Raw genomic sequence first — 21,393 nt, 5'->3', positions numbered from 1 at the left:
CGCTCGCCGCCAGACAAAGTGTCGCTGTCGCAATCGGCCAGATGCGCGATATCCACCGCCCGCATGGCGGCGTCGACCGCGGCGAGGTCGGCGGACCGCCAGCGGCCGAGCAGGCCACGCCAAGGATAACGCCCGAGTGCGGCGAGCTCGCGCACGGTCAAGCCTTGGGCCGCAGGCAGTTGCTGCGGCAGAAACGCGAGCCGGCGCGCCAATTCGCGCGCGCCATAGCTAGCCAACAGCTTGCCGTCGAGCACGATCCGGCCGCGGGTCGGCGTGGCCTGGCGCGCCAGGAGCCGCAACAAAGTCGACTTGCCGGAGCCGTTATGACCCAGGATCACCGTCAGCCGGCACGGATCGATGGCCAGCGCGGGCACGTCGAGCACCATGCGCCGGCCGTGGGCAACCCGCACGGCGTCAAGCGTCAACATAGCCACTCCTCGCGCAAGCGCGCCTCGCGTTCCGGCGCCGTCCATCTAGGGCAGCTGCTGCACAGTACGCCATCGGCGCGGCGGAAATGCTGACAACACACCCGGCGTTCCAAGCCCAGGCCCAGGCCGCCACCCGGCAGGCCGAACCGGCAAAGACCGCTCTGCCCGGCCAGGCCGGCGGCCGCGAGCCAGTCGCCGGCCAATCCGCACACGTATTCCGGCGTCCATTCTGGCCGGCTGCGCGCCACCGCCAGCAGCGCGGCCAACAAGCAGTCGGCCTGCAGCCGACCGGCCATCTTCGGATGAAGCCGAATCTGCAGGCCGAGATCGGCCAACAGTTGCGGACACAACGCGCGCGCCTCGACGCCGGCGGCCATGATGCGGGCATCGAGCCGCGCCTCGTCCAGCGGATGATGCGCGCCGAGCACGAAACCCGACACCCGCCCGCCGTCGACACGCTGCGCCATGCCGGCAAGCCGTGGCACTGCCTTGCAGCGGTGCGTGGCCCAGACCAACAGATAGAGCGGCTGCCAGATCAGCATGGTCCAGCTGCGGCTGGCCCAGTACAGCGGGCCAGCCTCGGGGTGCGCCTCGCGCCAATAGCCGACAAGCCGCGAGAGCGTCGCCGGCGCGCCGCCGGCGACGATCAGTTCCGGCGACGGCGCGCCGACCTGCCCGACCAGCCCGGGCTGCGCGTTGGCCACCTCGCGCAGCAGATAGCCCAGGCGCATCACGCGGCGCCCGGCCGAAAACGCGCGATCGGATTCTCGAGCGTGCCGTGGAATTGCAGGCCCTGCGACGGATCGGCCAGGTTGACCATTTGACGGTTGTTGGCCAGTTGCAGCCGGTTGAGGCACGAGCGGGTGAAGGTCGGCGCGAACAAGTCGTAGCGGGCGAACTTGTCCGCCAAGTGCGGCGTGTCCGCCTGATAGCGCTGCACGCAGCCGGCGACCTCGGCCCAGAACAGCGTCTCGGGGAAATGCCCCTGCTCGTGCAAGATGGCGGCCAAGAAGCGAAAGAAGCAATCGAACACGTCGGTCAACAGCCACAAGGTACGCAGTTCGTCGGGCACATGGGTGTAGATGCGCTCCATGGCGCCGGGCGGCGCGTTGGCGCGGTCGACCAGGCCGATCTCCTCGGCGATGTCCTTCATCAACACCCGCGCCGGCATATGGCGGTCGAGGATCAAAATCAAGTTCTCGCCGTGCGGCATGAACACCAGATCGTATTGATAGAAGCAATGCAGCAAAGGACGCAGGTAGGCCTCCAGATAGCGGCGCAGCCAGGCCTCGGTGGACAAGCCCGAGGCGTAGATCAGCGAGGGCAACAATGCCAGGCCATCGGCGTCGATGTGCAGCAACGCCGCCATCGTCATCAGCCGCTCGCCGGGCCCGAGCCGGCTGGCGGGACTTTCGCGCCACAGGGCGGCAAGCTGTTTTTTGTGCGGACCGTTGCCGGCCAGTGCCGCCTCGTAGTACGGCTGGCGATAGCCGATGGCCGCCTCCTCGCGCAGGATGTCGAAACCGCAGGCGCACAGCGTGGCGTCGTTGTGAATCAGCGCATGGAGCCACTGATTGATCGCCGGCGTGCCGGACATGTAGTACGGCGACAAGCCGCGCATGAAGCCCATATTGAGGATCGACAGCGCGGTTTTGACGTAGCGCCGGTCGGGACGGCTCAAGTTATACAGCGTACGCACCGATTGTTGCGGCGCGTACAGGTCCTCGCTCTGCCCCAGGAACACCAGCCGCGCCTCGGCAAGATCGGCGGCGAACGCCATCGCCAGGCGGTGATGCCATTGCCACGGGTGAACGGGCAGGAACCAATAGTCCGCCGGGTCGAGGCCTTGTGCGGCCAGCACCGCTTCGAAGCGCGCCACGGTCCCCTCGCCCAGTTCCTCGCGCATAAGGCGCGCGTGGTCCAAGCCGTCGACATGACTAAATTCGGCCAAGCGCTTCGTGGCGGCGAGCCAGATGATCGGCGTGGCCTTGCCGCACTCGGGCGCCCACGCGGCATAGTCGCGGTCGCTAAAGCCGATGCGGCCGTTGTTGGCGACGAACACCGGGTGGCCTTCGGTCATGCCGCTTTCCAGCGCCTGATAATCGGCCAGCGCCAGCGCCGGCGCCGGCAAACGTTCGCGCTGTAGCTTGAAGGCGGCGCCATAAAGCGTACTGCTGATTTCATCGAGATAGACCGGCAGCACGTCTTGCGACAAACCCAGCAGGTCGCGGCATTCGACAATGAAAGCCAGCGCGTCAGGCTCAGCCGGCGCGTCGCCGACCCGGCGCTCGATGCGCGCGGCGTCGATCAGCCAATGATCCAGCGCCAGCCGGCGTGCCGGAAAACGGTATTCGCTTTGCGGCGTCTCCAGCCGGTACAGGGCCCAGCCTTCGCCGCGGCTGACCGCCTGCGGGGCAAGCAGCAGTTCGTGGCTGAATTCGGCAATCGCTTTGGCAAGCAGGTGGCGATTGGCGCGCCGCCATAGCGCGGGGGTCAGGTGCGCCAGCGGCGCGCTCGATCGGTGGAGAGGAAAATTCATCGGCGGGCCTCCGCCTGCGCGGCAAAGTCTTCACGGCGGCAGAAGGCGAGCCAGGCGCGTTTGCCGGGCAGGTCGATCTGGCATTGGTAGACGAAGCCGGCATCGAGATTGATCGGGTGGATCTTGTCGTTGGCGACCGCAGGCTCGACCACGATGCGGCGCACGCCCGGGTCGCTGAACAGCCAAGCCTGAATGACGCCCATCACGGCACGGGTAAACCCATGCACCGGCCGCTCGGGCGGCGCGGTCAAGAAATGCATGCCCTTGTCGCCAGGCTGCGCCTCGTAATGCGCGGCGAGCGGGTCGTGGCGCGGATCATAGGTTTCCAGCAAGAAAACCGGCAGGCCGGCGCAGCAGCCGATCAGCGCCTGCGCGTGCCGGTTCTCGTCCAGCCGCCGGAAATAATCCGCCACCGCCTCCGGCGTGGCGGTCTGCATGCCCCAAAAGACCGCGTGCGCGCCGGTCAGCCAGCGGTGAAGCAAGGTCACGTCGCGCATCAAGTCGAGCTGGCGCAGAGAAAAGCGGCCGATACCCGGCACGTCATGGACAAACACCGTGCCGGCGGACGGCAGATCGTCAGGTTTCATGGTGGACTCCTCATACTGGGCAGGCGTGGCCTTGCGGCAGTAGCTCGCTTGGCACACCAAAGGTCTGGAAGGCGATGCGGGTTTCGACCGGATAGATCTCGCGTCCGGTCAGCGCGCGCAACAGGCAGGTGTTGCGATAGCAGGCCATGCCCAGGTCCGGCGTCGCCAGACCATGGGTATGCAGCCCGACGTTCTGCACGAAGACTTCCCGTCCCGTGACATCCACCGCGTAATCACGCGTGAGGTCGAGCCGGCCACGGTCGTCGCGCCGCAGCCGGCGCTCGATGCCCGATAGCCAGGCGGGCGGGCGGTAGGCATAGCCGGTGGCGGCAACCAGGCTGGCGGTGTCCAGGCGGAAGGTCTGTTGCTGCTCGGTCTGGGTCAATGTCAGCGTCAGTCCGTCCCGCCCGGCGCGGCAATCATTCAGCGAGGTATTGGTCAGCAGCCGGATACGGTCGATGCCCTGCAGGCGCTTCTGGTACAGCACCTCGTAAATCCGGTCGATCAACGCGCGATTGATGCCCTTGTACAGGCCGTCCTGGCTGTCGATCAGCCGGTCGCGCCGCGAGCCTGTCAACGCGTGGAAATAATCGATGTAGTCCGGCGAAGTCATCTCCAGCGTCAGCTTGGTGTACTCGAGCGGGAAAAAGCGCGGCGAGCGCGTGATCCAGTCGAGCCGGTAGCCGTAGCGGTCGATGTCGCGCAACAGGTCGAGATAGATCTCGGCGGCGCTTTGCCCGCTGCCGAGGACGGTGATCGATGGCTGCATCTGCAGCCGTAGTTTATTGGCCAGGTAGTCGGCGCTATGCACCACCCGCTCGCCCTGCCCCTCGCAGCAAGGCGGCAAAGCGGGCTGCGTGCCGGTGCCGAGCACCAGACGGCGCGCTTGCCACGTTTCGCTTTCCTCGCCATGGCGCACGCTCAGGCGATAGACGCCGTTGTGCCAGCGCACGCGTTCGACGCGGCGGTGGAAATAGAGCGTCGGCAACTGCCGCGCCGCCCATTGGCAGTAGTCGTTGAACTCCGCGCGCAACGCAAAGAAATTCTCGCGGATATAGAACGGGTAGAGCCGTCCTTGCTGTTTCAGGTAGTTGAGAAAGCTGAAGCGGCTGGTCGGGTCGGCCAACGTGACCAGATCGGCCAAAAACGGGGTCTGCATGCCGGCGCCTTCGAGCAGCATGCCCGGATGCCAGTCAAAGCCGGCGCGCTGTTCGAGAAACACCCCGTCGAGCCCATCCACCGGCTCGGCAAGACATGCCAGGCTCAGATTGAAGGGCCCGAGCCCAATGGCAATGAAGTCGTGTACGGTTTGCCGCATCGCGAAATCCCTTTTCCTGCCGGCGCCAAAGGCCGGCTGCGTTTACTCGGAAACCGCCGCGGCGCGGGGGCCGTGGCGGCATGAGACAGGAATGGGGAATCGAGGCGCCGAACACGTTGCATGCTCCATTGTTGTGTGAGTCGCGATGTGCATACCATTGTAAATGAGAATGATTATCAATACAATCCAACGCAAAACCACTCCTCGCCCAGCCGAGGCTATTGATGAAGAAAGGCAGGTATGTCGAGCAAGACAAGGGTGTCAGCCCTCAAAGGAATCAACACGCGCAAACCGCTGGCACTGGCGCTTTGCCTGATGAGCTGGAGCATTGCTCCGGCGGCGCAGGCGGACGACGCCGTGCTGCCGACCGTGACCGTCACGGCATCCCCTCCGGGGGCGCTTGCGCCAACCAGTGGCTATGCGGCGCGCACGAGCCAGGCGGCGAACAAGACCGACACGCCGCTCGCCGAAATCGATCAGTCCGTGTCGGTGATCACACGGCAGCAGATCGAGGATCAGAGCCCACGCACACTGTCGCAAGCGCTCAACTACACCCCCGGCGTTTATAGCGCGTCGATCGGATCGAGCACGCGCTATGACTACATCGTGCTGCGCGGCTTCAACGGTCACGTCAACCTCAACGAGTGGCTGGACGGGCTGCGTCTGCTGGGCGATGCAGAAGGCAATAATGCCCCGCAGATCGACCCTTGGGCGGTGGAACGCATCGACGTGGTACGCGGGCCGGATTCGGTGTTCTACGGTCAGTCGTCGCCGGGCGGACTCGTGGCGTTGACCGGCAAGCGGCCGCTGGATACCCCGCTGCATCAGGTCGAAGTCGGGTTTGACAGCGATCGCCAACGCTGGCTGGGCCTTGACCTCACCGGCCCCTTGGCCGACCGGCCGGATCTGAGCTACCGGCTATTGGCCAAGGGCCTGTCCGGCGGCACGCAGCAGACGTTCGCGTCAACCGAACGCTATTTGCTCGCGCCGTCGCTGGCATGGCGCATCGATAGCCGCAACCGCTTGCTGTTGCAGGCCTATTTGCAAAACGATCCGGCCACCGGCTACCACGGCTCGGTGCCATACGCCGGGTCGGCAACCGCGTATAACGGCCGGACGCTGCCGGTATCGTTCGACGATGGCTCCCCCTCCGACGGCATGCGCCGCCAACAGCAATTGTTCGGCTATCAGTTCGAGCACGACATCGACGACAACTGGCAGCTGCGGCAAAACCTGCGCTATCAGAAAAGCCGAACGCACTCGCAGCAGGTTTATCAGACGGGGTGGAACGGCGGCCTACTGCAGCGCGCGGCGGTCAACAGCCAAGAAAACGGCGACGGTTACGCGGTCGATAATCAACTATCGGGACGTTTCACCACGGGGATGCTGCAACACACGCTATTGGCCGGGCTTGATGCCTACCGCATGACCAATGACGGCTACAACCAGTACGGCACCGCATCGAGCATCGACCCGTTTGCGCCGTCGTACGCCGACGAGCATATCGTCTTCGGCGCGCCAGGCTATTTCCGCCACCGCGTTGACCAGACCGGTCTCTACCTCAACGACACGCTGGCGCTGCGGCAATGGCGGCTCAATCTGGGCGCGCGCCGCGACCATGCCGAAATCCTCAACCGCGACCCCATCGGCGGCAGCCAGGCGCAGTGGAACGGCGACAAGGTCACGCGGCGCGCGGGGCTCTCGTATGTCGCCGACAGCGGCCTGACCCCCTACGTCAGCTATAGCGAGGGTTTTGATCCAAGCGCCTCGTACTACAAAGACAGCAGCGGCGACATTCTGGCACCGCAGCAAAGCAAGCAGAAGGAAGCGGGGGTGAAATTCCAGCCCCGCAACAGCCAAACGTTGCTGTCGGCCGCCCTCTACGATCTGCGCCAAGAAAATGTCGCCTACTTCAACGCGGCGACCAACGCCTACGTACCCGTTGGCGTGGTACGTTCGCGCGGTCTGGAATTGGAGGCCAAGACGCGCGTCGACAAACGCTTGAGTCTGATGGCCAGCCTGACCGTCAACACGATGCGCATCGTCGAGGGCGCCAACCAAGGCAATACGCCGTTTGCCTCGCCTTCGCGTCTGGCATCGGTCTGGGCCGACTATGCCTTCGCGTCCGGTTTGGGCGTCGGCGCCGGAGCGCGCTATATCGGGCCGCAATGGGTGGATAGCGCCAATACGCTGCGGCTGCCGTCGGTCACGCTCATCGACCTGTCGCTGCGCTACGACCTTGGCCGCCTCGACGGCAGCCTGAAGGGCGCCAGCGCGCGGCTCTCGGCCAACAACTTGTTCAACCGCGCCTATGTGGCCAGTTGCTACGATAGCCAGACCTATTGCTACGACGGCAACCATCGCACACTGTCGGCCCTATTCGGCTATCAGTGGTAAAGAAGGGAGCGCAAAGCACATGGCTGCCGCCGCTGAGTTTCCTCCGCGCGATCCGCATGAACGCCGCTGGCCGGTCTTACTGTGGGTCTGCGCCGCGCATGCCGCCGGTCTGGCCTGGCTCGCCGCCGGCCGCGCCGCAGCGCCCGCGCCGGTGACGCCACCGATCGTGACGGGACGGCTGGTTGCCGAGATGCCGGCAGCGGCGCCCTCGCCGCCCCACCGGCCAACGGCCAAACCACGCGTCTCGTCCCCTGTGTCACGGCCGACGCCGCGCCAGCGCGCAGCACCGGGGCAGCGCGCGACCGAGCGCCTCATGACGCCCCTCTCTCCCGCCGCCGCGCCGGCGGATGCGCCGCGCGCAAACGCGCCAACCGCCATGGAGGAAGCGCCGGTGACGCCGCCCGTCAACAAAGCGGACGGCCTCGACAATCCCAAACCGGTTTATCCGGCGTTATCGAAACGCCTGGGAGAGGAAGGCGTGGTACTGGTATCGCTGCTGATTCTGGCCGACGGCCAAGTCACCGAGGTGGCGCTGGCGCGCACAAGCGGCTACCCGCGCTTGGACGCCGCGGCACTGGCGGCGGTGCGGCACTGGCATTACCGCCCGGCGCGCCGGGGCGGCGTCGCCATCGATTACCGCTATCTGCAGCCGGTGGCATTTTCCATCAATGACGAGTGATTCATAACGAGGCAAGGCATGACTTCGGCTTTTCAACTTGGGATGTTCTGGCAACAAAGCGATCTGGCCATCCGCGCGGTGGCGCTCGGCCTCATGGCGATGTCCGTGGCGTGCTGGTATCTGATCGTGCTGCACGGCAGGCGGCAATGGCGTCTACGGCGCGCGGCGGCGGCCATGGACGGCTTCTGGCACGCGGCCAGCTTCGAACAGGGGCTGGCGACGCTCGACGCCGCCGGTGGCGGCATCGCCAATCCTTACCGGCTGCTGGCGCTGGCATGCCGTCAGGCGGTGCAACACCACCGCGACAATCAGCAGGACCTGCATGGCCAGCTCAGTTTGGCCGACTGGCTGTCGGAGAGTTTGAGCGGCGCGATCGACGAGTGCGCCGAACAACTGCAAAGCGGCTTGTCGATGTTGGCGTCGGTCGGCTCGACGGCGCCGTTCATTGGTCTGTTCGGAACAGTATGGGGTATCTATCACGCGCTGGTGAACCTGGGCGTGGCAGGGCAAAGCACATTGGACAAAGTCGCCGGGCCCGTCGGCGAAGCGCTGATCATGACGGCATTCGGACTGGCCGTGGCGATACCGGCGGTGCTGGGCTACAACGCGCTCACGCGCGCCAACCGCCGTGTGATCAGCCGCATGCAGCGCTTCGCGCGCCAGCTGCATGCTTACTCGTTGACGGGCTCGGCCACGCAGCCGCTGACGGCGCGGGAGGATTGACCATGGCATTCAAGAACGGCTTGCAAACGCCGCCGGACGGCATACTGAGCGAAATCAACATGACGCCGCTGGTCGACGTCATGCTGGTGCTGCTGATCGTGTTCATGCTGACGGTGCCGGTGCTGACGCACGCGGTGCGGCTCGATTTGCCGCGCGCCAGCGCCGCGCCGGCCTCGCCGGATGCCCACACCACCACCCTGTCGATCGATCGCGCGGGCCAAGTGTATTGGGACCAAACGCCGCTGCCCCAATCGGTGCTGAGCCAACGTCTGAGCGCACTCGCGCGCGCGCATCCCGACGCCGAAGTACGCATCCGCGGCGACCGGCGCGTCGAATATCAGCATGTGATGACGGTGATGGCGTTGGCGCAGAAAAGTGGGCTATCGCGGCTGAGTTTTCTGACCGAGCCGGATCATTGAGCGATGTCTAGGCTAACGCTTAGGCATCGCCTACCAACCGCTGCCGTGCTGCCGAGATGGATTGTTGTAACTTCGCCTGTAGCGCCTCGCGCGGCGGCAAGACAGTCAGGTATTCGGCGACGTGAATACCGCTTTGATCCAACTCCAGTAACTCGATCTGCTCTTGCTTCTTGCCAGTACATAGGATGATGCCCAATGGCGGATTTTCCTCGGCTTCTTGTTCGTGACGGGCCAGCCAGCGTAGATAGAGCTCCATCTGGCCTTTGTACTCGGCACGAAAGTCGCCGATCTTCAATTCGATTGCGACCAACCGTCTGAGCTTGCGGTTATAGCACAACAGATCAATGTAGAAGTCGTCGTCATCGATCTGGATGCGCTTCTGCCGCGCCACGAAGGTGAAGCCGGCCCCCAGCTCAAGCAGAAATTGCTCAATTTCGCGTAGGATGGCGTCCTCAAGGTCTTTTTCCAGATAGCGGTCGTTGAGTCCAAGGAAATCAAGTAGGTAGGGGTCTTTCAGGAGTAACGCGGGGCTGGGCGGCGTTTCTTGCCGCAGCGCCTGCAAAGCGCGGCGGATAGTGTCCCCCGGCTGCGAGGAGATGGCGCTGCGCTCAAACAACATCGACTGCATGCGCTCCTGTAATTGGCGCACACTCCACTGTTCTGTCTGGCAAAGCTCGGTGTAGAAATCGCGTTTTAGCGGGTCGTCGAGATACATCAATGTACGCAGATGCGTCCAACTCAATTGTCTACTCAGTGAGTAGATAATCTGTTTGTCTGGAAAGGTCAGTACTAAACGCACCATATGACGCAGGTTGGCGGCAGAAAAGCCGCGCCCGTACTCGGCGCTTAATTGCCTCCCGAGCATGACGACAATCTCTTCGCCATAAGCAGCGCGTTGGCCTCCAAGCGTTTCGCGGTGGATACGATCGCCGATTTGCCAATAGAGCTGGGTAAGTGTGGTATTAACCGTCACGGCTGCGTGGTGGCGGGCATCGTCGATCAGCTGCCGCAGTTCGATGATCAAGGCAGGTTGGCTCGGATCGGTTGGCGATGGTTTTTTGGGCATGAGCGGGGCTCGACAGTCAAAAACTCGCATTGTCGGCAACCGCCGTCAGGTCGTCCAGGCAGCGTGGCACGCTGTCGTGGGCGTTCAAAACTTCAGACTTTACTGACAGTCATCGGATCTTGTCGAGTGGGCTTTTGCTGGATAAGGTGGGGGGTGCGGCAATGACCGCAAGAGGCGCGGCGCCGAGGTGTGACGACCCCGGCGCCGCTGACCACACCAACTCTGCTACCCTTTACGCAAGGAGAATTGATATGGCTACTGGCCATCGTACTGCAACCCACTCCATCGTTTCAAACCGCGACCTCCAACAACTGCCGCTGTTCTCTCTAATCTCGGCACTCTGCGCGCCGCGCGCGGGCCAAGCCGACCCCAACGTGTGCCGGCTCATCGTCGATAGCCGCTGCCGTGGTCGTCGCTGCGGGTCGATTCGGAGCGATCTTGGCTCTATTTTCCGGAGGCCGTACGCACGAGACGGGTGGCGGGTTGCGTGATCTTAACCGCCGACTAAGGCGCTAACGGAGGCGGGGAGCGTCGGCTCCCCGATCCCGTACACGCTACTCCCGCCCCTACAACGCCACGCTGCGCGAGGGATCGAGCTGGAACTCGTCCACCAGGTGCGGCAGCTCCAAATAGCTTTCCGATTGCATCTCGGTCAAGCGGCTCGCGGTACGGAAAAATTCGCCCGCGTGCACGCCATCGACGTAGATCTGTTCAGGCGGCACGGCGCACGAAGCCACCAGTTTGACGCGGTGGTCGTACAGCACGTCGATCAGCCAAGTAAACCGGCGCGCTTCCGATGCTTGCGCGGCGGTCAGCGCCGGAATGCCCGACAGAAACACCGTGTGATAGTCGCGCGCAATTTCCAGATAGTCGGTCTGCGCGCGCGGGCCGCCGCACAGCTCGGCGAAATCGAACCAAATAACCCCCGGCGCATGACGTTTAAGCGCGATGCGCCGGCCGAACAGTTCGATCTCCGGCGGCAGCGCCGCCGCCTCAAGCGTCAGCCGGTGGAACATGTCGGCCATCTGCGCTTCGCTTTCGGCATTGGCCGGCACCTTGAACAGGTCGGCGCGGGCAAGTTCGCGCAAACGGTAATCGTTGCCGCCGTCAACCGAAATGACTTCCAGCCATTGTTCCATCAGGGCAATGGCCGGCAGGAAGCGATCGCGCTGCAGGCCGTTGGGGTATAGCCCGGAGGGCGGATAGTTGGAAGTCGCAACCAGCACGACGCCACGTTCGAACATCGCGCCCAGCAGCCGGTACAGAATCATGGCGTCGGCGATGTCGCTGACGTGAAACTCATCGAAACACAACAACCGGGTAGTCTGGGCAATCCGGTCGGCGACCGTCAAAAGCGGATCGGCTTCGTGCGCCAGGCTTTGCAGCTGGCGATGCACTTCAGCCATGAAATGATGGAAATGCACCCTGCGCTTGCGCCGGTAGGGCACGCACTGATAGAACGCGTCCATCAGGAAGCTCTTGCCGCGGCCGACGCCGCCCCACAGGTAAAGCCCCTTCGGCACCGGCGGATTGCGCAAGCTGCGGCCGAGAAAACGGTCGCGCCGGGTTTTGAAGTCAAGCAGCCGCTGCCACAGGTCGGTCAAGCGCGCGATGGCAGCCGCCTGGGCCGGATCGTGAAAGAAGCCGTCGCGCTGCAATGCGGCTTCGTACCAGGCTTGCGGGCTTTGCCCGCTTTCGGCCGGCGAATAGGTGTGCTGAGCCACGCGCGGTCCTTTAGGCGAACAAGCCGGTCGATAGATAGCGGTCGCCCCGGTCGCAGACGATGCTGACGATGACGGCATTTTCCAGCTCGGCGTCGAGCTGCAGCGCTACGGCCAGCGCGCCGCCGGAGGACGGCCCGGCGAGGATGCCCTCCTCCCGCGCCAACCGGCGCGCAGTGTCTTCGGCCAGGGCCTGGTTCACCAGCATGAGGCGATCAATGCGCGTGAAGTCGCAGATCTTCGGCAGATACTCGTCTTCCCAGCGGCGAATGCCTGGAATCTGGCTGCCGGGCTCAGGCTGCACGCCAACGATCTGGATTGCGGGGTTTTGCTCTTTCAGATAGCGGCTCACCCCCATGATGGTGCCGGTGGTGCCCATACTGGAGACGAAATGGGTAACCCGCCCGTCGGTGTCTTGCCAGATCTCCGGCCCAGTGCCCTCATAGTGCGCCAACGGATTATCCGGGTTGGCGAACTGATCGAGAATCACCCCCTGGCCGTCGCGCTCCATTTGCCGCGCACAGTCGATCGAGCCGGGCATCGACTGGGCTGCCGGGGTCAGCACCACCTCCGCGCCGTAGGCGCGCATGGTCTGCACCCGTTCGGCACTCGAGTTTTCCGGCATGACCAGGATCAGGCGGTACCCCATCATCGCCGCCGCCATCGCCAACGCGATGCCGGTGTTGCCGCTGGTGGGCTCGATCAGCGTATCGCCCGGACGGATATCGCCACGCGCTTGCGCATGGCGGATCATCGACAACGCCGGCCGGTCCTTGACCGAACCGGCCGGGTTGTTGCCTTCCAGCTTGACCAGCACGACATTGCCGCGTCCGGAAGGCAGGCGTTTGAGCCGCACGAGCGGGGTATGGCCGACATAGTCTTCGAGATGCTTGAACAACATCGGCTCCTCAGGCGCGCGACATCAGCCAATCGACGTAACGCGACACGCCCTCTTCCACGGTCAGCATCGGCGCGTCGTAGCCCGCGGCGCGCAATTTGCCGATATCCCCCTGGGTAAAGCTCTGGTATTTGCCCTTGAGCGCATCCGGAAACGGCACGTACTCCAAAATACCCTGACGCACCATTTCTTCCAGCGACAAGACCGGCTTGCCCTCGTGGCGCCGGCAGGCATTGACGGTGGCGTGCGCCACATCGTTGAACGGCTGCGCGCGGCCGGTGCCCAGGTTGAAGATGCCGGACAGCTCTGGATGATCGAGGAAATGCAGGTTGACCTTGACCACGTCTTCGACCGAGATGAAGTCACGGCTCTGCATGCCGTCACCCCAGCCATCCCAACCGCCGAACAGTTTGACCTTGCCCTCTTTGCGGTACTGGTTGAAATTGTGGAAAGCCACCGAGGCCATGCGCTCCTTGTGCTGCTCGCGCGGGCCGTAGACGTTGAAATAGCGGAAACCGGCGACCTGAGCGCTCAAGCCTTCTGCCATGCGCCGGCGCAGCACCTGGTCGAACAGAAATTTCGAATAGCCGTAGACGTTCAGCGGCGACTCGTGCTCACGCTGTTCGACGAACGTGGTGCCCGCGCCGTAGACGGCGGCGCTGGACGCATAGAGAAAGGGAATAGCTTCGCTCTGGCAATGGTTGAACAACGATAGCGTGTACTGATAGTTGTTCTCCATCATGTACTTGCCGTCGTGATTCATGGTGTCGGAACAGGCGCCTTGATGCAGTACGGCGCGCAGCTCGCCATCCAGCTCGCCCTCCGCCAACATCAGCAGGAAATCGTGCTTGTCGAGATAATGCGCGACATCGCAATCGACCATATTGCGAAATTGATCGCCATGGGTCAGGTCGTCCACGGCGATGATGTCGCGTTCGCCCCGCGCGTTGAGCGCCTTGACGAGGTTAGAACCGATGAAACCGGCGGCGCCGGTGACCACGATGGTCATAGCTGCTCCTTATGCTTGCGCAAAAAGTTCTTCCTGACGGCACACGGCGGTGCCGAGTTTGCCGACGACGATGCCGGCTGCGGCATTGGCCAGCGACATGGCGTGCGGCAAGGGCAGGCCCGCGGCCAGCATCAGGCCCAGAGTGCCGATGACCGTGTCGCCGGCGCCGGAGACGTCGTACACCTCGCGCGCCAACGTCGGTTGGTGCAAGGCGCCCGCCTGCGTGAACAGCGTCATGCCGGCTTCGCTCAAGGTCACGAGCAGCGCGTCGAGATGGAGCCCGCTGCGCAATGTCTCGGCCTTCTCGGCCAGCTCGGCGTCATCGCGCCAGCTGCCCGCCACTTGGCGGAATTCGCTGCGGTTGGGCGTGAGCAAGGTGGCGCCGGCATATTTGCTATAGTCGTCGCCCTTAGGGTCGATCAGCACCGGCTTGCCATGCGCGCGCGCGCATTCGATCATCTTGGCAACGTGGGTCAACCCCCCTTTGCCATAGTCCGACAGGATGACCACGTCGTGGCTATCGATGATCCTTTCATACTCGTCGAACTTGGCCGCCAGAATTTCATGGCTGGGCATGTCTTCGAAATCGAGGCGGATCAGTTGCTGCTGGCGTGCCACCACGCGCAGTTTGATGGTGGTGGCGATGCTGGCGTCGCGTTGAAACGAGGTCTGAACGCCTTTCTCGACCAGCAACCGCTCCAAAGCGCTCGCCGCCTCGTCATCGCCCACCACCGACAAGATGGTCGACTGGCCGCCGAGACTTACGATGTTGCGCGCCACGTTGGCAGCGCCGCCGGCACGCTCCTCCATGCGGGAGATGCGCGCCACCGGCACCGGCGCCTCGGGCGAAATGCGCGAAACGTCGCCGAACCAATAGCGGTCGAGCATGACATCGCCAACCACCAGCACGCGGGCGCGCGTGAGCCGCGCGACCAAGTCGTCGGCATCCAGAGACAATTGCTGCAACAAACTCATGGCGCCCTCTTACCGGCCGATGGCCTGATAGTCGAAACCTTGCTGCCGCACCCATTCCGGATCGTACATGTTTCGGCCGTCGAAAATGGACGGCGTCTTGAGCGCCGCCTTGATCTGGTCAAAGTCCGGGCTACGGAACATTTTCCATTCGGTCACGATCAGCAAGGCGTCGGCGCCGGCGAGCGCGCTCATCATATCGGGCGCGAAATGCAGGCGCGGATTGTCGCCGATCACGCGGCGCGCTTCCTCCATGGCCACCGGATCGTAGGCGACGACCTCGGCGCCACGTGCGGCCAGCTCGTGAATGATGACGCGCGAAGCGGCCTCACGCATGTCGTCGGTATTGGGCTTGAACGCCAGCCCCCAAATGGCGAATCGGCGACCGGTCAGATCGTCGCCAAAGCGTTTGGCCACCTTCTCTACCAGGCGGTGCTTCTGAATGTCGTTCGCTTCCTCCACCGCTTCGAGTACGCGCAGCGTATGGCCGTTGTCCTGCCCGGTGCGGATCAATGCCTTGACGTCCTTGGGGAAGCAGGACCCGCCGTAGCCGGTGCCGGGGTAAAGGAAGTGGTAGCCGATGCGCGGGTCGGAGCCGATGCCCTTACGCACGAGTTCAATGTCGGCGCCCAGTGTCTCGGCCAGATTGGCCAGCTCGTTCATAAAGGAAATACGCGTGGCCAGCATGGCGTTGGCGGCATACTTGGTCAGTTCGGCCGAGCGCACGTCCATGAAGTACAAGCGCTCATGATTGCGCTGGAACGGCGCATACAGACGGCGCATGGTGTCGATGGCGCGATCGTCTTCGGCGCCGACCACGATACGGTCCGGCTTCATGAAGTCCTCGATCGCGGCCCCTTCCTTCAGAAACTCGGGGTTGGACACCACGCTGAACGGCACGGTCTGCCCACGCGCGGCCAGTTCCTCCGCCAGCACGGCTTTAACCTTGTCGGCGGTACCGACCGGCACGGTCGACTTGTCGACCACGACCTTATAGTCGGTCATGTGGCGACCGATGTTGCGCGCGGCGGACAGCACGTATTGCAGGTCGGCCGAACCGTCTTCATCCGGCGGCGTGCCCACGGCGATGAACTGTACTTCACCAAAGGCCACCGACTCGACCACGTCGGTGGTGAAGATCAGACGCCCGGCTTCGACGTTGCGGCGCACCATGTCTTCCAGGCCCGGTTCGAAGATGGGGATGCCCCCCTTCTTGAGCGTGTCGATCTTCTTGGCGTCCAGATCCAGGCAGCAGACATGGTTGCCGACTTCTGCCAGACAGGTGCCCGTCACTAGACCCACATAACCGGAACCGATAACTGTGATTTTCATGATTGTTTCTTTCGGAAAAGCTCAATGTCGTGATTGATCTTGTGCAACACATCCTGCGGATGGTCGGCACGGGTGATCGGTCGGCCGATCACCAGGTAATCCGCGCCGGCGGCCAGCGCGGCCGTCGGCGTCATGACGCGGCGCTGGTCGTCGGCGGCGCTGTCGGAAAGGCGAATGCCCGGGGTCACCAGCTTAAAGGCGGCGCCCAATTCGCGCTTGAGCAGCATGGCTTCCTGCGCGGAACAGACCACGCCGTCCAGACCGCAGTCGCGGCTCAGACGCGCCAAGCGCAGCACGTGCTCCTCCGGCGCGGTCTCGATGCCGATATCGGCGAGATCGGCGGCTTCCATGCTGGTCAGCACGGTGACCGCGATCAACAGGGGACGCTGGCTCAGATTGGCCAACGCTTCGCGCGCGGCCGCCATCATGCGCCGGCCGCCGCTGGCGTGGACGTTGACCATCCATACGCCGGCATCCGCCGCTCTGACGCAAGCTTGCGCCACGGTGTTGGGGATATCGTGGAACTTCAGATCGAGGAAGACCTGGAATCCGCGCAGCACCAAGCTCTCGACCAAATCCCGCCCTGAGGCGGTAAAGAGTTCCTTGCCGACTTTAACCCGGCACTCGGCCGGATCCAGCCGGGCAGCGAAGTCGAGCGCCCCGTGCGCATCCTGGAAATCGAGCGCGACGATCACCGGCGAGCGGGTTTCCAACGCGAGTTCGGCGGACAGCAGTGGGTTCATATCGTCTCCGTGATGTTATTGCGCCTCGGAACGGTTGGGCGTAAAGCTCTCCCATTCACCGCAGGCGGGGCAATGCCAGAAGAAGGCGCGCGAGCGGAAGTTGCAGCACTTGCAGCGGTGGACGGACAGCCGTTGCGCGTGCTTGGCGATCAACGCACGCGCGAGTTCCGCGTCCATGCGACCTTCCGGCGACAAGGCATCCATTTGCGCCTCGATCAAGCGATACACGCCCGACAGCGAAGGCCGCGCCTGAACCGCGTCGCGCACGGCATCCAGCGCCTGCTGATCGCCTTCGTAATTGCATAACTTCTGATAAAGCAGATCGGTCATGTCCAGCTGGGGGAAGGTCTTCTGATAACCGCGCAGCAGCGAAATCCCCTCCAACGGCCGTCCGAGTTTTTCATAGGCGTCGAACAGCCGTTCCGCCGCCATCGTCAGATATTCGTAATTCTGTTTTTCGATGCTCTGCCAAGCCGCGATCGCCGCCTCGGTCCGGCCCTCGGCGAACTCGACATCGCCCAAGAGCAGACTTGCGCGCACGCACTTGCGGTTGACCTTCTGCGCTTCGAGCACATGCGCTCGGGCTGCGGCATAGTTGGATTTGAACAACTCCCCTTGCGCCATCTCGCAGTGGAACTGCGCCACCTCGTGCTGGAAAGAGTGCAGATCGCTCTGCAACTCGTGCGCGGTAGCGATCGCTTTTTCCCAATCCCGGTCCTGCTGATAGATGTCGAGCAGTTGGCGGCGGGCGGCACGCCCCATATTGCCTGGCAACAGTTTCAGCAGAATTTCCTCGGCGCGGTCGACCAAGCCCGCCTTGCGAAAATCCTGCGCCAATTCGAAACGCACGGGATCACGCTGATCGGCCGGTAAATCGGCCGCGTCGAGCAGCCGCTGATGCAGGCGGATGGCACGGTCGTTTTCACCCCGCTTGCGATACAACTTGCCCAGCGTCAGCTGCAGCTCCAGCGCCGCGGGTTGTTCGCGCGCGACTTCGGTCAGCGCGCGCGCGGCGGCATCGGTGCGATCCTCCACCAGCGCGTCGACCCCACGGAAAAAACCGACGGGCACCTGCCGCGCTTGTTTCAGCACCGTACGCATGTCCACACGGGCGGCCAGCCATCCCAAGGAGAAAAAGACAGGCAGCAGCAGCAGCCACCAGAGATCGAGTTCCAAACAGCTTCCTTTCCTAATGCGGGGAGTCGCGCCGGAATACGGGGATTATTCCACCAGCGCGTCGCTCGGGTCCGACTCGACCTGGCTTTGCGGCCGTTGGCGCAGTTCTTTTTTCAGATGCGACAGTTCGCGCCGCATCCGCAAGTAATAGGTAAAGGTCGCCAAAAGACCTACGGCGGCGCCCGCAATGAAGAAGCCCAGCAGATAAACGATCAACGGCGCATGCCAACTTTGGCCGAAGAACAATTTGAATTCGACGATATGGCTGTTTTGCACGGTGATGGCGATCAGCAACACCAGCAAGGCCAATTCGACGATTCGAAGTAAATAGCGCATGCTTTTCCTTTGCGGAAAGAGACTAGACCGCAAGTGTAAACGATCGTGTGACGAGACCCAAGTCCATCTAATCAAAGAACATGCCAAAGACGCGCCGCCAGCCCCGGAATGACAAACCCCGCGCGAGGCGGGGTTTGTATTTCGATCCTTCCGGATCGGTTGTGGCAATCCTAGGTGGATTCCCGAACCGGCGTTTGCAATTCCAGCGACAGGTCGACGCGTTCCCGCAGTTCCTTGCCCGCCTTGAAATGCGGGACATACTTCTCAGGAACCGAGACGCTACTTCCCGACTTGGGGTTGCGCCCGACACGCGGCGGACGGTAGTTCAGGTCGAAGCTACCGAAACCACGAATCTCAATGCGCTCTCCCTGTGACAAGTTGCTGGCCATCGCATCCAGGATGGTTTTGACAGCCAGCTCAGCGTCTTTGTAGACCAACTGAGAATTGCGCTCAGCCAGGCGTTCTGCCAGTCTCGCAATCAGCTCAGACTTGGTCATTTTGCCGCTTACTCCGCGTTGTTACCGGAAGACAGCTTAGCCTTCAGAAGCGCGCCCAAGTTGGTGGTGCCGGCAGTCACGTTTTCGGACTGCAGACCCTTCAGGGCAACGCTTTCGTCCTGAGCGTCCTTCGCTTTGATCGACAGGCTGATCGAGCGGTTCTTGCGATCCACGGCGATGATCAGCGCTTCGAGTTCGTCACCTTCCTTCAGGTGGGTGCGAATGTCTTCAACGCGGTCACGCGACACTTCGGAAGCGCGCAGGTAGCCTTCGACGTCTTCATCCAGAGCAATCACTGCGCCCTTGGCGTCGATCGACTTCACGGAGCCCTTAACCAGCGCGCCCTTGTCGTTCATGGCAACGTAGTTGTTGAACGGATCGCCTTCCAGCTGCTTGATGCCCAGCGAGATGCGTTCCTTTTCAACGTCGATGGACAGAACAACCGCTTCGACTTCGTCACCCTTCTTGAAGCGACGGACGGCTTCTTCGCCGGTATCGGTCCAAGACAGGTCGGACAGGTGAACCAGGCCGTCGATGCCGCCCGGCAGGCCGACGAACACGCCGAAGTCGGTGATCGACTTGATCGCGCCCTTCAGTTTGTCGCCCTTCTTGAAGTTCTGAGCGAATTCGTCCCACGGATTGGCCATGCACTGCTTCATGCCCAGGCTGATGCGGCGGCGGTCTTCGTCGATCTCGAGGATCATCACTTCGACTTCGTCGCCAACTTGAACCACCTTGGACGGATGAACGTTCTTGTTGGTCCAGTCCATTTCGGACACGTGTACCAGGCCTTCGATGCCTTGCTCGATTTCAACGAACGCACCGTAGTCGGTCAGGTTGGTCACCTTGCCGAACAGGCGGGTGCCAGCCGGGTAGCGGCGGGAGAGGCCGACCCAAGGATCTTCGCCCAGTTGCTTCAGACCCAGCGAAACGCGGTTCTTCTCTTGATCGAACTTCAATACCTTGGCTTCGACTTCGTCGCCCACGGCCAGAACTTCGGACGGGTGCTTCACACGACGCCAAGCCAGGTCGGTGATGTGCAGCAGGCCATCGATGCCGCCCAGGTCGACGAACGCACCGTAGTCGGTGATGTTCTTGACGATACCCTTGACGACAGCGCCTTCCTTCAGCGTTTCCAGCAGCGCCTTGCGCTCTTCGCCCAGCGTCGCTTCCAGCACGGCGCGGCGCGATACAACCACGTTGTTGCGCTTGCGGTCGAGCTTGATGACCTTGAATTCGATTTGCTTGTTTTCGTACGGGGTGGTGTCCTTCACCGGGCGAACGTCCACCAGGGAGCCCGGCAGGAAGGCACGGATGCCATTGACCATGACGGTCAGGCCACCCTTGACCTTGCCGCTGATCAGGCCGGCCAGGATAGTGCCGGCTTCCAACGCTTCTTCCAGTTCAACCCAGGCCGCCAGGCGCTTGGCCTTCTCACGCGACAGCTTGGTTTCGCCGAAACCGTTTTCCAGCGCGTCGATCGCGACGGTGACGAAATCGCCGACAGCGACTTCGACATCACCCTTGTCGTTCTTGAATTCGTCAACGGGGATCAGGGATTCGGACTTCAGGCCGGCGTTCACGGTGACGAAGTTGCCGTCAACCGCAACCACTTCGGCGGTGATCACTTCGCCTACGCGCATGTCGTGAAGAGAAAGGCTTTCTTCGAACAGCTGGGCAAAGTTTTCCATGGAGAGGGTGGTCATTAACAGATACTCACATTTGCATGCCTCACGGCATGCGGGTTAGGGTTCAACACAAACGCCGTCGCGACATGCGCGGCGCGGCCTGCAACAAAACAGCAATCATCAGCAATCGGAGGACTTGGCGGCGAACCATGACAGCACCGCTTCGACGGCTTGGTCGATCGTCAGTGCGGTGGTGTCGAGCAACAAGGCATCCGGCTCCTGTCGGAGCGGGGCCACCGGTCGCGCGGCATCACGCTGGTCACGGTCGATGATATCCTGCCGAATCTGCGGGAGGTTAGCAGATTCTCCCTTGTCGATCAACTGCTTATAACGCCTAGTCGCCCGTTCGTCGGCACTGGCCGTCAGAAATATCTTCAGATCGGCATCCGGAAACACCACCGAGCCCATGTCCCGCCCATCGGTCACCAAGCCAGGCGCAACGCGAAAATCCCGCTGGCGCTGCATGAGCGCGGTCCGCACCGCCGGCAGGGCGCCGACGCGAGAGGCGCCGATACCAATATGTTCGGCGCGAATCGCTTCAGTCGCCTCGTTGCCATCGAGCAACACACCGCCGTCGCAAAACGCGACCGGCAAGGTCAACGCGGCGCGCGCGAGCGCCGGCTCGTCGTCCCAGTCGATGCCAACCCGGTCGGCGTAAAGCGCCACCAGACGGTAAAGACTGCCGGAATCGAGGTAGTGGAAGCCGAGACGGGAGGCCACGCACGCCGCCACCGTTCCCTTGCCGGAAGCGGACGGACCATCGATGGTGATGACGGGAACTTTCATACGGGCGGCTCCAAATAAAGCGCGACATTATACAGACAGCCCGCCGCGACAGCGAGGCTCGCCTATCTACATAAATAAT

21 protein-coding genes are annotated in these 21,393 nt (G+C 63.0%); 4 read left to right on the top strand and 17 right to left on the bottom strand.

Annotation, left to right across the window (positions count from 1 at the left end):
- The 5 genes from JOZ06_RS12250 to JOZ06_RS12230 form a co-directional block, all read right to left on the bottom strand.
- Positions 1-428: ABC transporter ATP-binding protein (locus tag JOZ06_RS12250; protein ID WP_293232798.1), on the bottom strand; the 428-nt coding region annotated here is incomplete at its 3' end.
- The gene (locus JOZ06_RS12245) at positions 422-1,159 is read right to left on the bottom strand and encodes a siderophore ferric iron reductase (protein WP_293232796.1); all 738 of its coding nucleotides are present in this window, start codon (positions 1,157-1,159) and stop codon (positions 422-424) included. The genes JOZ06_RS12245 and JOZ06_RS12250, both read right to left, overlap by 7 nt.
- Entirely contained in the window at positions 1,159-2,967 is a 1,809-nt protein-coding gene (locus tag JOZ06_RS12240) for an IucA/IucC family siderophore biosynthesis protein (RefSeq protein WP_293232794.1), read from the bottom strand. Before JOZ06_RS12240 ends, JOZ06_RS12245 begins: the two co-directional genes overlap by 1 nt.
- Positions 2,964-3,554: a GNAT family N-acetyltransferase gene (locus JOZ06_RS12235; RefSeq protein ID WP_293232792.1), complete on the bottom strand. Its 591-nt coding sequence runs from the start codon at positions 3,552-3,554 to the stop codon at positions 2,964-2,966. The genes JOZ06_RS12240 and JOZ06_RS12235 overlap by 4 nt, the downstream gene beginning before the upstream one ends.
- Positions 3,555-3,564: 10 nt before the next feature.
- Positions 3,565-4,872 carry a SidA/IucD/PvdA family monooxygenase gene (locus JOZ06_RS12230; RefSeq protein WP_293232790.1) on the bottom strand — a complete coding sequence of 436 codons (1,308 nt, stop codon included), beginning with the start codon at positions 4,870-4,872 and terminating at the stop codon, positions 3,565-3,567.
- A gap of 258 nt (positions 4,873-5,130) precedes the next feature.
- Between JOZ06_RS12230 and JOZ06_RS12225 the strand changes: the two genes are divergently transcribed.
- Genes JOZ06_RS12225 through JOZ06_RS12210 form a run of 4 tightly spaced genes read left to right on the top strand, consistent with a single transcriptional unit; the run spans position 5,131 to position 9,090 of the window.
- On the top strand, positions 5,131-7,269 hold the full coding sequence (locus JOZ06_RS12225; RefSeq protein ID WP_293232788.1) for a TonB-dependent siderophore receptor: 2,139 nt from the start codon (positions 5,131-5,133) through the stop codon (positions 7,267-7,269).
- 19 nt (positions 7,270-7,288) lie between these two features.
- The gene (locus tag JOZ06_RS12220) at positions 7,289-7,948 is read left to right on the top strand and encodes an energy transducer TonB (protein ID WP_293232786.1); all 660 of its coding nucleotides are present in this window, start codon (positions 7,289-7,291) and stop codon (positions 7,946-7,948) included.
- Positions 7,949-7,966: 18 nt separating this feature from the next.
- Complete coding sequence (locus JOZ06_RS12215) at positions 7,967-8,671, top strand: MotA/TolQ/ExbB proton channel family protein (protein ID WP_293232784.1); 705 nt, start codon at positions 7,967-7,969, stop codon at positions 8,669-8,671.
- Positions 8,672-8,673: 2 nt separating this feature from the next.
- Complete coding sequence (locus tag JOZ06_RS12210; RefSeq protein ID WP_293232782.1) at positions 8,674-9,090, top strand: biopolymer transporter ExbD; 417 nt, start codon at positions 8,674-8,676, stop codon at positions 9,088-9,090.
- A 19-nt stretch (positions 9,091-9,109) separates the two neighbouring features.
- On the opposite strand, the gene JOZ06_RS12205 is transcribed toward JOZ06_RS12210, so the two are convergent.
- From JOZ06_RS12205 to cmk, 12 genes are all read right to left on the bottom strand, one after another.
- Positions 9,110-10,156 (bottom strand): PDDEXK nuclease domain-containing protein, encoded by a 1,047-nt coding sequence (locus tag JOZ06_RS12205; RefSeq protein WP_293232780.1) that lies wholly within the window; start codon positions 10,154-10,156, stop codon positions 9,110-9,112.
- A gap of 566 nt (positions 10,157-10,722) precedes the next feature.
- Positions 10,723-11,880 carry a cell division protein ZapE gene (zapE, locus tag JOZ06_RS12200; protein WP_293232778.1) on the bottom strand — a complete coding sequence of 386 codons (1,158 nt, stop codon included), beginning with the start codon at positions 11,878-11,880 and terminating at the stop codon, positions 10,723-10,725.
- Positions 11,881-11,890: 10 nt separating this feature from the next.
- On the bottom strand, positions 11,891-12,778 hold the full coding sequence (gene cysM, locus JOZ06_RS12195; RefSeq protein WP_293232776.1) for a cysteine synthase CysM: 888 nt from the start codon (positions 12,776-12,778) through the stop codon (positions 11,891-11,893).
- 7 nt (positions 12,779-12,785) lie between these two features.
- Positions 12,786-13,784 carry an ADP-glyceromanno-heptose 6-epimerase gene (gene rfaD, locus JOZ06_RS12190; RefSeq protein WP_293232774.1) on the bottom strand — a complete coding sequence of 333 codons (999 nt, stop codon included), beginning with the start codon at positions 13,782-13,784 and terminating at the stop codon, positions 12,786-12,788.
- Positions 13,785-13,793: 9 nt separating this feature from the next.
- On the bottom strand, positions 13,794-14,759 hold the full coding sequence (gene rfaE1, locus JOZ06_RS12185) for a D-glycero-beta-D-manno-heptose-7-phosphate kinase (RefSeq protein ID WP_293232772.1): 966 nt from the start codon (positions 14,757-14,759) through the stop codon (positions 13,794-13,796).
- A 9-nt stretch (positions 14,760-14,768) separates the two neighbouring features.
- Positions 14,769-16,088: a UDP-glucose/GDP-mannose dehydrogenase family protein gene (locus JOZ06_RS12180; RefSeq protein WP_293232770.1), complete on the bottom strand. Its 1,320-nt coding sequence runs from the start codon at positions 16,086-16,088 to the stop codon at positions 14,769-14,771.
- Positions 16,085-16,831, bottom strand: coding sequence for an orotidine-5'-phosphate decarboxylase (gene pyrF / locus JOZ06_RS12175; protein WP_293232768.1), 747 nt, complete (start codon positions 16,829-16,831; stop codon positions 16,085-16,087). The genes JOZ06_RS12180 and pyrF overlap by 4 nt, the downstream gene beginning before the upstream one ends.
- A gap of 15 nt (positions 16,832-16,846) precedes the next feature.
- On the bottom strand, positions 16,847-18,007 hold the full coding sequence (gene lapB, locus JOZ06_RS12170; protein WP_293232766.1) for a lipopolysaccharide assembly protein LapB: 1,161 nt from the start codon (positions 18,005-18,007) through the stop codon (positions 16,847-16,849).
- Between the two features lie 45 nt (positions 18,008-18,052).
- On the bottom strand, positions 18,053-18,343 hold the full coding sequence (locus JOZ06_RS12165; RefSeq protein ID WP_293232764.1) for a lipopolysaccharide assembly LapA domain-containing protein: 291 nt from the start codon (positions 18,341-18,343) through the stop codon (positions 18,053-18,055).
- 170 nt (positions 18,344-18,513) lie between these two features.
- Positions 18,514-18,840 (bottom strand): integration host factor subunit beta, encoded by a 327-nt coding sequence (locus JOZ06_RS12160; protein ID WP_133678157.1) that lies wholly within the window; start codon positions 18,838-18,840, stop codon positions 18,514-18,516.
- Positions 18,841-18,848: 8 nt separating this feature from the next.
- The gene (rpsA, locus tag JOZ06_RS12155; protein ID WP_293232758.1) at positions 18,849-20,546 is read right to left on the bottom strand and encodes a 30S ribosomal protein S1; all 1,698 of its coding nucleotides are present in this window, start codon (positions 20,544-20,546) and stop codon (positions 18,849-18,851) included.
- 102 nt (positions 20,547-20,648) lie between these two features.
- A complete protein-coding gene (cmk, locus tag JOZ06_RS12150) occupies positions 20,649-21,314 on the bottom strand; it encodes a (d)CMP kinase (RefSeq protein ID WP_293232756.1) in 666 nt (221 codons plus the stop codon).
- Positions 21,315-21,393 lie beyond the last annotated feature (79 nt).

Origin of the sequence: Paludibacterium sp., assembly GCF_019232825.1 — a bacterium.
Lineage (GTDB): Bacteria > Pseudomonadota > Gammaproteobacteria > Burkholderiales > Chromobacteriaceae > Paludibacterium.
Note: the sequence above shows the minus strand (reverse complement) of the source record. Positions and strands in the feature narration are given on the sequence as shown.